Genomic DNA, 11,957 nt, shown 5'->3' with positions numbered 1-11,957 from the left:
GGTCAGGAGTTGTCGAGCGGCAGGCCCGGCGGGTTGACCTCGGACTTGGCGACGGCCTCGTCGGAGAGGTTGTAGGCCTTGAGCCACTCGGCGTACTGGCCGTTCTTGATCAGGTAGTTGATGGCGTCGGCGAGCGGCTTGGCGAGTCCGCTGTCCTTCTTCGCCGTTGCCGCGATCAGGCCCTGCAGGCTCGCGCCCGCGCCGGAGTAGGTGCCCGCCGTGCGGGTGGCGTTCGGCGTGTTGGCCACCTGGCGGTTGTGGTAGGCGAAGCCGGGGTTGGGACCGAAGGAGGCGTCGATCTTGCCGCTGTTCAGGGCGAGGTAGGTGCTGGGGCTGTCCTGGAAGTACTTGACGGTGAGCTTCTTGCCCTCCTTGGCCAGCTTGTCCTTCCACTCCAGGAGGATCTTCTCCTGGTTGGTGCCGGAGCCGACGGCGATCGTCTTGCCGGCGAGGTTCTCGTAGTTGCCGTCGAAGTTCCAGGTGCTCTTCTTCGGCACGATGAAGGCGAGGTTGTCCTGCCGGTAGGAGGCGAACTCGTACTTCTTCTTGCGCTCCTCGGTGTCGGTGACGTTGGAGAAGGCCACGTCGACCTTGCCGCTGTCGATGCCGACGAAGAGGTTCTCCCAGGTGGAGTTCTTCACCTCGGCCTTGAGCCCGAACACCGCGGCGACCAGGCGGCCGAGGTCGGGCTCGGAGCCGGTGAGGGTCTTCTGGTCGTTGCCGACGTACGCCAGCGGCGGGAACCCGGCGGGCAGGGCACCGATGCCGATCTCCAGCTTGCCGCTCTTCTTGACGGCCGCGGGCAGTTCGGCGCTGATGGACTTGACCTCGGAGACCTTGATGGTGGTCTGGGTGGCGGCGCCGTTGGAGACACGTCCGATGACGACCTCGCCCGACTTGGCGCTGTCGGTGGTGGTGGCGGCGTCGCTGTTGCCACCGCAGGCGGCGAGCCCGGTGGCCAGGGAGGCGACGGCGGTCGCCGCGGTGATGCCGCGTATCAGGCTGCGTCGGGTGAAGTGGGTGGGCATGGCCGTTCCTTGTCGCTGAAGGTGATGAGGGTTGCGTGGGGGGAGGTCTTGGGGGTGCGGCGGGTCAGAGGACCTTGCTGAGGAAGTCCCTGGTCCGCTCGTGCCGCGGTTTGTCGAGGACCTCGGAGGGCGGCCCCTGCTCGATGATCTTGCCGCCGTCGATGAAGACGACCCGGTCGGCGATCTCGCGGGCGAAGCCGATCTCGTGGGTGACGATGACCAGGGTGGTGCCGCTGGTCGCCAGGTCCTTGATGACGGCGAGGACTTCACCGACCAGTTCGGGATCGAGGGCGGAGGTGGGCTCGTCGAAGAGGATGACGCCGGGGCGCAGCGCGAGGGCGCGGGCGATGGCGACGCGCTGCTGCTGGCCGCCGGAGAGCTGGCGCGGGTAGGCGCCGGTCTTGTCGGCGAGACCGACCCGGACGAGCAACTCGCGGGCCAGTTCCTGAGCTTCGGGCTTGGTGAGTTTCCCGGTCGCGACCGGGGCGGCGGCCACGTTGTCCAGGACGGTCAGATGCGGGAAGAGGTTGAAGTTCTGGAAGACGAAGCCGATCCGGCCGCGCTGGGTCAGGATCGCGCGCTCGCTCAGCTCCTTCAGCCTCCCCCAGCCTTCGGTCGGGGGGACCCCCATCTCCCTTCGGTCGCCCTGCCGCTTCACGCCGATCAGCTCGCCGTTGATGCTGACGTAGCCGATCTCGGGCTTCTCCAGGTGGTTGATGACCCGAAGCAGGGTGGACTTGCCGGAGCCGGAGGGGCCCAGGATGACGGTGACCTCGCCGGGGCGGACGGTCAGGTCGACGCCGTCCAGTACCCGGTGGGTGCCGTACCACTTGTGCACGTCGTGGACCTCGACGGTGGCGGCCTCGACGTCCTCCACGGCTTCGAGCGTCTCGGCGGTCATACGGCGGCCTCCCTGCGGATGCGGGCGCCCAGGTCGGTGAAACCGGCGCGGAGCTTCTGCAACGGCGTCGGCGGCAGGCTGCGGGTGGCGCCCCGGGCGTAGTGCCGCTCGACGTAGAACTGGACGACGGACACGATGCTGGTCAGGATCAGGTACCAGAGGGTGACGACCAGCAGCAGCGGCACGATGTCGCCGGGGTAGGTGGCACCCATGGTCTGCGCGGAGCCGAACAGGTCGAGCAGGGAGACGTAGAAGACCAGCGAGGTGCCCTTGATCAGGCCGATGAGCTGGTTGACGTAGTTCGGGATGATGGAGCGCAGCGCCTGTGGGAACACGATCCTGCGGAACTGGTATCCCTTCGGCAGGCCGAGCGCCGCGGCCGCCTCGTGCTGGCCCTGGTCGACGGAGAGGATGCCGCCGCGGACGACCTCGGCCGCGTAGGCGGCCTCGTTGAGGCTGAGGCCGATGACGGCGACGACCATGTCGGTGGCGAGTCTCGACTCGTCGAAGGAGAAGAAGGCGGGGCCGAAGGGGATGCCGACGCTCAACGTCTTATACAGGGCGCTGAAGTTGTAGAGGAAGATCAGCACCACGATGAGCGGGATGGAGCGCAGCGCCCAGACGTAGGTCCAGCTGACCGCGCGCAGCACCGGGCTCTTCGAGAGCCGGCCCAGTGCGAGCACGATGCCGCCGACAAGGCCCAGCACCGCACTGTAGGCGGTGACTTCGAGGGTGATCAGCAGGCCGTCGAGGATGGTGGGGCGCAGGAACCAGTAGCTCCAGCGGTCCCACTGGTAGAAGGGGTTGGTGACCAGTCCGTGCACGAACTGGGCGACCAGGACCAACACGACCGCGGTAAGGATCCAGCGGCCTGGTCGCCGCCGAGGAAGAACTCGCTGGGCGGTGAGGGCTTTTGACGGTTGGTCGGTGGTAGGCGCCTCGGCGAGGGTGGCGGTGGCACCAGGGGGTTCACTCATGGTGGGCTCCGGCTGGGTGGGAACACCCCGGAAGCACGGCGGCATACGGCGGCGCACACGACGGCGAGGTACCGGGGGGGGAGGGCAACGGCACACCGCGGGCGCGGTGTTCGTCAGGACGTGCGGGGGCTGCGGGGAGGTGTCAGCCCCGACAGCGGGCTCGGCCCGGTGCGGTACACAGTGCGCTGTTCACGCGGAGCAGATCGACGGCACGATCGGCGACGAGCAGGTTCGCGTACGACGGTACGCAGCCCCGGGAGCGGCGTGCGGCCGTCCTGGGAGCTGCGTACATGGCGTCACCGTCACTGTTCCGGCCCTAGGGGCCTCGCGCTTACCGAAACTTCATCGGTCGGGTCGTCACCTGGGGCACCCCACCGCGGTGGGAGGGTTGCCGGTCAGCAAGCCAGGGCTTGTCGCTGACGCTCATGACCGTTCTGAGCAGTAGTTAAGGCAACGGCCCGAACATTTGTCAACGCCGGTCCAGCAAGTGGAACGGCCAGTGGTAAGGAGTCCGGGTGTTGAGCCTGCGCCGGCCCAGGCCGGTCAGTCCGGATACTCCGGTCCGACCGCGGTGCGGGCACCGAGCGTCCTTCCCCTGCCCCAGCCGAGTTCACGCCGGTACCCGCCGAGCAGACCGGATTCCTCGAGCTGTGTCACATCACGCAAGCGCGAGCCCGGAGCGACCGCGGTCACCAACGGGGCGACGAACAGCGCGTCGGTCGGGCAGTACGCCTCGCACTGGAAACAGGTCTGGCAGCTGTCCTGTCGCGCGATCACCGGAACGCCGTCGGCACCGCGATCGAAGACGCGCGTCGGGCACACCTCGATGCACCGGTCGCAGGCGATGCAGCGGTCCGGCTCGACGATCTCGATCATGCGGCTCGGCCTCCGATCGTGACCAGCGCCCGCGACGCCGGCTCCGGACGGCTCCAGACCTCGTCGAGCCCGCCGGTGAGCAGCCGATAGTGCTGGGCCGGATCCTGCGTCGGCCGGTCGGCCCGCTTGTGCATACCGCGCGATTCGGTGCGCTGCAGTGCCGCGTGGTACATCCAGCGGCCATGGGCCACCATCGCGGCCGCTTCCCTGGCCCGGAACAGTTCCTCACCGCTCGCCCCCAGCCCTTCGCGGACCGCGGACCACGTCCCGTGCAGCGACCGCAGAGCCGGCTCGAGACGGTCGGCGTGCCGCAGGTAGTTGCGGTCGTACGGCAGGACCTCGCGCTGGACGGCGGCGACGACCTCGCCGTGACCTACGTTCACGGCACCGGTCGGGCGGAGGCCGGCCGTCCCCACGGCCCGCAGTCGGCTGCCCGGTCGGCCCCGCCGGTTGGCGAACTCGGCGGCGCCCCGGCCCGCCCAGCTGCCCGATGACGCCGCCCATGCGGCGTTGTGGCTGCCGCCTCCGGTGAAGCCGCCGCAGATCAGCTCGCGGGTCGCGGTGTCGCCGGCCGCGTACAGGCCGGGGACGTCGGTCGAGCAGTCGTGGTCGGCGATGCGCACACCACCCGTCCCGCGTACCGTGCCTTCGGCCAGCAGAGTGATCTCGAACAGGTCGGTGAAGGGGTCGATGCCCAGCCGGTCGAAAACCAGGAAGGTGTTCGGCTGCCCCTTGCGCATCGCCCGCTGTTCGTCAGGGGTGGCCCGGTCGAGCCGGGCGTAGACCGGCTCCGTGAGCAGCGTCCTCGCGATCACCGACCGGCCGCGGGTGCTGCCCGCGCCTTCCAGCACCGAGCCGTCGGCACGGTAGAAGGTCGCCCAGGAGTAGTAGGCGGTCTTGGTCAGCGACGTGCCCTTCGGGGCGATGGCGTAGGCGTTGGAGAACTCCATCCCCGACAGCCGCGCCCCCGCCTCCACGGCCAGCAGCGCGCCGTCCCCGGTGTTGACATCGCAGCCGAGGCTCTTGGACTGGAACGCACATCCGCCTGCGGCGAGCACGACCGCCCCCGCCTCGATGCGGACGGTCTCGCCCGTCGTGCGGTCGAGCGCCCGCGCCCCCGAGACGACGCCGTCGGCATCGGTCAGGAGTTCCAACGCAGGGGTGTGGTCGAGGATGCGGACGCCCAGCCGCCGTACCCGGGTCCGCTGCCGGCGCATGTACTCGGGCCCCTGAAGGTCGCCGCGCAGCTGACGGCCGTGGGCGTCGACGGGGAACGGGTAGCGCTGGACGCGGGCGAGCTCGTCCATGCGCGCGTGGGTCTCGTCGAGGACGCGCGCCATCCAGTCCCGGTCGGCGAGGAATCCGCCGAGCGCCTCGCGGCTCGCCATGGCGGCCTCCCGCAGTTCGGGGACGTCGTCGACGTACCAGATGCCGGTGCCGACGGAGGCGGTCGCTCCGCTCGCGCCCGTGTAGCCCTTGTCGGCAAGAACGACGTCGGCGCCGGCCTGCGCGGCCTTGATCGCGGCCCAGGTGCCCGCGGGGCCGCCTCCGATCACCAACACATCGGTGGACAGGGTCTGTTCCGGTTCGTGGCTCGTCATGGCATTGCATTCCTTCCCGTATGGGTTCAGGGCTTGAGGCGGCCGGTGGCGAACATCGCCGCCGACCAGGCCGTCAGCGCCGCCGCGAGGGCCCAGACCACGGCAAGGGCCCAGCCCGCGCCTACGTCGCCATGGCCGAGGAAGCCGATCCGCTCGACCTGGACCAGCCAGAAGACGGGGTCGAGGCGGCTCAGGGCGTCCCAGAACGGCGGCAGTTGGTGGACCGAGTAGAAGACGCCGCCGAGAAAGCCCAGCGGCAGCAGAATGATCGACTCCATGGAATAGACGTGGTCGAGGGACTTCGCGTGGCCGCCCGCGATCACACCGACCTGCGCGGCGACCAGGAGCACGCCGAGCGTGCCGAGCAGCAGGACGAGAGGGCGGGCCGGGGCGCCGCCGTGGGTGAGCGGGAGTGCCACCGCGAGGACGCCCACGCCCACGACGACGCCTCGGGCGATGCCGCCGCCCACCAGTGCCGCGTTGATCTCCCACCACCTGAGCGGGCTCGCGAACACGTCGTCGATGTACTGGTCGCGGCGTGCCTCGAACAGGCTGGTCGTCCCGTTGAAGAAGCCGACGTTGACGATGGCCTGGGTGAAGAGACCGGGCACGATGAACCTGCCGTAGCCGATGCCGTCGATCGTGTCGACGTGCCGGCCGAGAGCCGACCCGAAGACGACGACGAACAGCACGGTCGACAGCACCGGGCCGACGACGCTGTAGCGCCAGATCGTGAGGAAGCGCAGGACCTCCCGCTCCAGAAGCCACAGGAACGGCGACCGCTCCGCCCGGAACGGTTCGTCGTACGCCGGGAGGGCCGGGGCCTCGGTGCCGCTCACGAGGCGACCTCCTCCGCTGTGATCACCCGGTCGTAGACCTCCGAGATGTCCCGGGCCGCGTACCGCTCCCGCAGCGAGGCGGCGGAGCCACGGTCGACGATCCGGCCCGCGCGCAGCAGCGCGATCTCGTCACACAAGGTCTCCGCCTCCTCCAGGTAGTGAGTCGTCAACAGCACCGTGGTGCCTGCCGCATTGAGGCCCTTGACGACCCGCCAGATCTCCGAGCGAAGCTCGACATCGACACCGGCCGTCGGCTCGTCGAGGATGAGCAGGCGGGGCCGGTGCATGAGGGCCCGCGCGAGGACGAGGCGCCGTTGCATGCCACCGGAGAGTTCGTAGGCGCGTACGTCGGCCTTGTCGTCGAGGCGGAACAGGGCGAGCAGTTCGTCGGCGCGCCGGGCGGCGGCCTTCCGGCCGATGCCGTGGTATCCGGCGTGGTAGATCAGGATCTGCCGGATGGACAGGAACCGGTCGACGTTGATCTCCTGCGCGGCCAGGCCAAGGAGCCGACGGGCCTGACGGCTGCGGTGGTCGTGGCCGAAGACGGAGAGGGTGCCTGCGGTGGGCCGGACGATGTTGCACACCGAGCCGATCAGCGTGGTCTTCCCGGCGCCGTTCGGGCCGAGCAGGCCGAAGAAGGCACCGTCCGGTATCTCCAGGTCGAGCCCGGCCACCGCGGTGAAGCCGTCTTCGTAGGTCTTGCGAAGGCCCTCGACCCGCAATGCGGGCGGACCCCCGCCGCTCCGGGAAGCGGAAGCGGCGGGAGTCACGAGCGGGTCAGGCATGGAACTGGTTCGCCGGGACCGGGAGCCCGTAGTGCTCACGCAGGGTCGTGCCCTCGTACTCCTCGCGGAACAGCCCCTTGCCGCGCAGGATCGGCAGGACATGCTCCACGAAGGCCGCCAGGCCCGACGGCAGGGCGGGCGCCATGATGTTGAACCCGTCCGCGGCACCGCCCTCGAACCAGGCGATGATCGTGTCCGCGATCTGCTCGGGCGTCCCGACGAACTCGAAGTGGCCGCGCCCGCCGCCCAGCCGGGAGATGATCTGTCGGACCGTCAGCTGCTCGCGCACCGCAAGATCGATGATCAGGTCGGAGCGGCTCTGGGAGCCTTCCAGTTTCGGCCTGGCGAGGATGAAGTCCGGCAGGGGCTGGTCAAGTTCGAAGGCCGACGGCTCGGTCTCGAACACGGCGGCCAGCTGGCGCAGCCCGTACTCCGGGACGCGCAGCTCGTCGAACTGCTGCGCAAGCGCCCGAGCCTCCTCCTCGGTCGACCCGATGTACGGGACGATGCCGGGCAGGACGATGACGCCGCCCGGGTCGCGGCCCGCGGCCGTGGTCCGCGCCTTGATGTCGGCGTAGAAGGCGGCCGCGCGCTCGTACGTCGTGTGCGCGGTGAAGATCGCCTCGGCGTGGCGGGCCGCGAAGTCCTTGCCGTCCTCGGAGGAGCCGGCCTGGACGAGCAGCGGGTAGCCCTGCGGTGGACGCTCGACGTTGAGCGGGCCGGCCACCTTGAAGTACCGGCCCCGGTGGTCGAGGCGGTGCAGCCGCGCGGGGTCGGCGTAGCGTCCGGTGGTCCTGTCCGCGAGGACGGCCTCGGCCTCCCAGCTGTCCCACAGGGCCTTGGCGACCTTCAGGAACTCGTCGGCTCGGGCGTAGCGTTCGGCGTGACCGGGGCGGTCGTCGAGGCCGAAGTTGGCCGCCTCGTCCGCCCCTGCCGAGGTGACGATGTTCCAGCCGGCGCGGCCACCGCTGACGTGGTCGACGGAGGCGAGCCGGCGGGCGAGGTTGTACGGCTCGTTGTACGTCGACGACACCGTCGCGATGAGGCCGATCCTGCTGGTCGCCTGGGACAGAGCGGTCAGCAGCGTCAACGGCTCCAGCTGGCCCGGCGGCCGGAACTCACCGGTACCGATGATCGCCGGGCCGTCCGCGAGGAACAACGAGTCGAACTTGGCGCTCTCCGCCAGCTGAGCCAGCCTGATCCAGTGCTGAAGGTCGAAGTCGGCCCGTGGATTGCTGTGCGGAAGCCGCCACGCCGCCTCGTGGTGACCCGCCTCCATGAGAAAGGCGTTGAGATGCAACCGGCGTCTTCTGTCGCTCATGAGCCGACCTTCAGCTTCGAGCTGTCGTAACCGGCCGGCAGGAGGTTGTCGGTGATCGACTTGACGTCGACCTTCTTGGTGATCTGACCCGCCTCCAGGAAGGCGTCGGCGAGCTTCTGCTCCAGCTCGATGTCCGGCTGCTCCACCGGAGTCACCCGGTTGGAGTAGGCGGCCAGGGACGCCTTGGCGTCGGCCAGCGGGATGCCCTGCTCCTTCGAGAGCGCCTGCGCGTACTGGTCGGGGTTCTTGACGGCCCAGGCGAACTCCCTTGACAGCCTCTTCAGGACGTCCGTGAGAGCAGCACGCTTGGTCTTGTCCTTCAGCGACGTGTCACTGGCGACGTAGTAGCTGCTCGTCTGGTCGATCGGCGGGAGCCCCTTCACCAGGATCCGCGCGCCGTTCTTGACCGCAATCGCGGACTGCGGGTTCCAGATCGACCAGGCGTCCACCTTGCCCGTGTTGAACGCCGTCGCGCCGGCCGCCGGATCGAGGAAGGTCAGCTTCACGTCCTTGGGGGTGAGGCCGACGCTCTTCAGCGCGTTCAGGGCCAGGCCGTGGGCCGAACTGCCCTGCGGCACGGCGATCTTCTTGCCCTTGAGGTCGGCGGCCGTCTTCAGCGTGGAGCCCTTCGGGACGATGATGTTCTCCCCCGCCTGGTCGGGCCTGAGCGAGCGGTTGACGGCGACGACCTTGAAGCCGTACTCCTTCGCGGCACCGGTGATCGGCGGCACGTCGCCGACGCTGCCGAGGTCGATGTCGCCCGAGGCCGCGGCCTGCACGAGCGGCGGGCCGTAGGTGAACCGGGCGAACTTCACCTTGTACGGCGCGTTGTCGAACACGCCGGTGATCTTCGCCAGCTCCTGGCTGCCGTCACCGCCGTTGTCGCCGATGGTGAAGGTGTACTTGCTCCACTCGGGGTGCTTGGCGTCGCTCGCGTCGGCGGCGTTGCTCAGCGGCGCGGCGCTGTCCGAAGACGACGATCCGCAGGCGACGAGGGTGCCCGCGAGGGCGAGCGAGCCGACGGCGCCGATGAGTCTGGTGGTTCTCTTTCGCATGGTTGTCGCGCTTTCTGTGCTGGGTGAGGGTTTTGGGGAAGGTCAGTGCTGGCCGGCGAGACCGAGGTCTTCCAGGAGCCGTGCGCGGAGTTCCTCGCGTGCGACGCTCGCTTCCCGGTCCGCAGCGGAAAGCTGGACCTCGTGCGAGGTGCCGATGCGCCCGTTGCTCATGACGACGATGCGGTCCGCCAGGGCGATCGCCTCGTCGACGTCGTGGGTGACGAGCAACATGGCCGCGTGATGCTTGGTCCGCAGGGCCCGTACGAGGTCGTGCATGCGCAGCCGTGTGATGGCGTCGAGGGCCGCGAACGGCTCGTCGAGCAGCACGAGTTCGGGCTCCGAAACCAGCGCCCGCGCGAGCGACACCCGCTGGGCCTCGCCACCGGAGAGCTCCTTGGGCCATGCCTTCTCACGGCCCGAGAGCCCGACCTCGGCGAGCACGTCGCGGGCCCGCTGTTCCGCGTCGGGTCCGTGCAGGCCGAGCGTGACATTGCGCAGGACCCGCTGCCACGGCAGCAGCCGGTCGGCCTGGAAGACGATCGCACGCCGTGCCGGGACCTCCACTCGCCCTCCGTCGGGCCGGTCCAGTCCCGCGAGCAGCCGCAGAAGGGTGCTCTTGCCGCAGCCCGAGGGGCCGAGCAGAATCACCAACTCCTCGTCGGCGATGGTGAGGTCGAGGTGGTCGAGCACCACCCGGTCACCGAACCGACGGACCACCTGCTCGACGACGACCCCGGTCCGCAGGCGGGGCTGTGCCACGGTCGTGGTGCTCATGACGCCTCATAACTGGGTCGCCACCGCAGCAGCACCCGCTCGAGAACCCGGACGAACTGGTCGGCGAGCAGACCGAGGAGCGAGTAGATCACCAGCCCCACGAAGACCTGGTTGGTCTGCAGATAGGTCTGCCCCTGAGTGATGAGGAAGCCAAGTCCCTTGTCGGCGTTGACCGTTTCGGCGGCGACCAGGCCCAGGACGCTGTACGCCAGGGAGAACCGCAGGCCGACGAGGAACCCCGGCAGGGCACCGGGCACCAGCACCCGCGTCACCAGGCGCCAGGTGCCCGCGCCCGTCGCCCGCGCCATCTCGATCAGCCGCTGGTCGACGCCCCGGATCGCGGCGAACAAATTGAGATACATCGGCACGCCGGCTCCGAAGGAGATCAGCAGTACCTTCGTGAGCTCGTCGATGCCGAACCACACGATCATCAGCGGCAGTACGGCGAGGAGGGGGATCGTGTTGAGCACCTGCACGAGGCCGTTGAACAGGTACTCGCCGCTGCGCAGCAGCCCGCCGAGCACGCCGGTGACGATGCCCACCGTCAGACCGATCGCGAGACCGATGCCGGCCCGCTGCAGCGAGATGGCCAAGTCGGGCCCGAGGACGCCCTGTTGCCACAGATCAGCGGCGGACTTCACGATCGAGGTCGGCGCCGGAGCGTAGGTCTTCGACACCACTCCCGCACGGGCGAGCACCTCCCAGGCGATGAGAATCACGACCGGAGTCGTATAGACCCCGAGGGGCCAGCGAAGGCGTTCGCGGAGCTCGGTGAGCGGCGTCCGGCGCCGGGCGTCACGCGGCAGGAACACCTCACGCTCGCGCGCGCTCGCCGTCTCGGCGTCCGGCCCCTTGGTGACGGCCGGGGCCGGGATGCGGACCTCGGTCATGCCGCCACCGCCAGCACGCTGCTGTAGTGCGAGGCATCGCCCACGAGCTGCTCGCTGCGGCGGCCGTCGGCACCGACCGGCACCTCTCCGGCGACCGTCACCCGGTTCAGGCGGCGCGGGTGGTCGTCGTAGTTGTCCACCCCGTAGTGCTGGGTGATCCGGTTGTCGAAGATCAGCAGTTGGTTCGGGGACCAGGTCCAGCGGAGGATGTTCTCCGGGCGGGTCACGTACGACTGCAGGATGCGCAGCAGATCCGCCGAGTCGCTGCTCGACAGGCCGACGATCCGCTTGGCGAACCCGCCGATGAACAACCCGCGTTCGCCCGTCAGCGGATGCACCCGCACGACCGGGTGCTCCGCCTCGTACGGCGTCGAGACGAAGGCTCGGTCGTACTCCTGCCGTTGTGCGGTCGTGGCCCCGGGGCGGGCGTAGTCGTACTGGTTGGTGTGCACGACGCGCAGCGTGTCCGCGAGGGCGCGCAGCGGTGCGGGCAGATCGCGGTAGGCCGCGGCGGCGTTGGCGATGAGCGTCTCTCCGCCGTACGGCGTGGTCACGATCGACCGGAGCGTGGTGAGTTGCGGCGGGTTGACCACGAAGGTGACGTCCGTGTGCCATTCGTTGGCCTTGGACGTCTCGCTGTCGACGGCGAGCACGTTCGTCGTGCCGTCGGTGGCCGGCACGTTGGGGTGGGCGGTGGTGAGTTCGCCGAACCACCGGGCCACGCGCTCCTGGCCTGCGTTGTCGAGGTTCACGTCGTCGAAGACGATCGTTTTGTGCTCGTTGAGGGCGTCACGGAGCGCCGTGATCGTCGCGAGATCGGGGGTCGCCGTGAGGTCGACGCCCTCCACGGCCGCGCCGATGCGGCCGGTGAGCTTACGGATGGACACAGACATGAGGGGGTCCCTCCCGG

The 11,957-nt window shown here is 69.4% G+C and carries 12 protein-coding genes and 1 riboswitch; all 12 genes read right to left on the bottom strand.

What is annotated here, in order from left to right:
- Nucleotides 1-2: 2 nt before the first annotated feature.
- The 12 genes from ABT186_RS20565 to ABT186_RS20510 all read right to left on the bottom strand — a co-directional run bounded on the left by ABT186_RS20565 (nucleotide 3) and on the right by ABT186_RS20510 (nucleotide 11,940).
- Nucleotides 3-1,028, bottom strand: a complete 1,026-nt coding sequence (locus ABT186_RS20565; protein WP_351225015.1) for an ABC transporter substrate-binding protein — start codon at nucleotides 1,026-1,028, stop codon at nucleotides 3-5.
- Between the two features lie 64 nt (nucleotides 1,029-1,092).
- Nucleotides 1,093-1,929, bottom strand: coding sequence for an amino acid ABC transporter ATP-binding protein (locus tag ABT186_RS20560; protein ID WP_351225013.1), 837 nt, complete (start codon nucleotides 1,927-1,929; stop codon nucleotides 1,093-1,095).
- Nucleotides 1,926-2,906 (bottom strand): amino acid ABC transporter permease, encoded by a 981-nt coding sequence (locus tag ABT186_RS20555; protein WP_351926170.1) that lies wholly within the window; start codon nucleotides 2,904-2,906, stop codon nucleotides 1,926-1,928. Before ABT186_RS20555 ends, ABT186_RS20560 begins: the two co-directional genes overlap by 4 nt.
- Nucleotides 2,907-3,228: 322 nt before the next feature.
- Nucleotides 3,229-3,337: riboswitch (SAM riboswitch) on the bottom strand.
- Nucleotides 3,338-3,449: 112 nt separating this feature from the next.
- Nucleotides 3,450-3,782, bottom strand: coding sequence for a 4Fe-4S binding protein (locus tag ABT186_RS20550; RefSeq protein WP_351225009.1), 333 nt, complete (start codon nucleotides 3,780-3,782; stop codon nucleotides 3,450-3,452).
- Nucleotides 3,779-5,383 (bottom strand): FAD-dependent oxidoreductase, encoded by a 1,605-nt coding sequence (locus ABT186_RS20545; protein WP_351225007.1) that lies wholly within the window; start codon nucleotides 5,381-5,383, stop codon nucleotides 3,779-3,781. The genes ABT186_RS20550 and ABT186_RS20545 overlap by 4 nt, the downstream gene beginning before the upstream one ends.
- Before the next feature lie 26 nt (nucleotides 5,384-5,409).
- Complete coding sequence (locus ABT186_RS20540; RefSeq protein ID WP_351225005.1) at nucleotides 5,410-6,222, bottom strand: ABC transporter permease; 813 nt, start codon at nucleotides 6,220-6,222, stop codon at nucleotides 5,410-5,412.
- Nucleotides 6,219-7,007 (bottom strand): ABC transporter ATP-binding protein, encoded by a 789-nt coding sequence (locus tag ABT186_RS20535; RefSeq protein ID WP_351225003.1) that lies wholly within the window; start codon nucleotides 7,005-7,007, stop codon nucleotides 6,219-6,221. Before ABT186_RS20535 ends, ABT186_RS20540 begins: the two co-directional genes overlap by 4 nt.
- The gene (locus ABT186_RS20530; protein WP_351926168.1) at nucleotides 7,000-8,328 is read right to left on the bottom strand and encodes an LLM class flavin-dependent oxidoreductase; all 1,329 of its coding nucleotides are present in this window, start codon (nucleotides 8,326-8,328) and stop codon (nucleotides 7,000-7,002) included. Before ABT186_RS20530 ends, ABT186_RS20535 begins: the two co-directional genes overlap by 8 nt.
- Entirely contained in the window at nucleotides 8,325-9,383 is a 1,059-nt protein-coding gene (locus ABT186_RS20525) for an aliphatic sulfonate ABC transporter substrate-binding protein (RefSeq protein WP_351224999.1), read from the bottom strand. Before ABT186_RS20525 ends, ABT186_RS20530 begins: the two co-directional genes overlap by 4 nt.
- A gap of 42 nt (nucleotides 9,384-9,425) precedes the next feature.
- The gene (locus tag ABT186_RS20520; protein WP_351224997.1) at nucleotides 9,426-10,157 is read right to left on the bottom strand and encodes an ABC transporter ATP-binding protein; all 732 of its coding nucleotides are present in this window, start codon (nucleotides 10,155-10,157) and stop codon (nucleotides 9,426-9,428) included.
- Complete coding sequence (locus tag ABT186_RS20515) at nucleotides 10,154-11,047, bottom strand: ABC transporter permease (RefSeq protein ID WP_351224995.1); 894 nt, start codon at nucleotides 11,045-11,047, stop codon at nucleotides 10,154-10,156. Before ABT186_RS20515 ends, ABT186_RS20520 begins: the two co-directional genes overlap by 4 nt.
- Nucleotides 11,044-11,940: a TauD/TfdA dioxygenase family protein gene (locus ABT186_RS20510; protein ID WP_351224993.1), complete on the bottom strand. Its 897-nt coding sequence runs from the start codon at nucleotides 11,938-11,940 to the stop codon at nucleotides 11,044-11,046. The genes ABT186_RS20515 and ABT186_RS20510 overlap by 4 nt, the downstream gene beginning before the upstream one ends.
- Between the last annotated feature and the right edge of the window lie 17 nt (nucleotides 11,941-11,957).

Source organism: Streptomyces sp. NPDC001634 (assembly GCF_040298185.1).
Taxonomy (GTDB): Bacteria; Actinomycetota; Actinomycetes; order Streptomycetales; family Streptomycetaceae; genus Streptomyces.
Note: the sequence above shows the minus strand (reverse complement) of the source record. Positions and strands in the feature narration are given on the sequence as shown.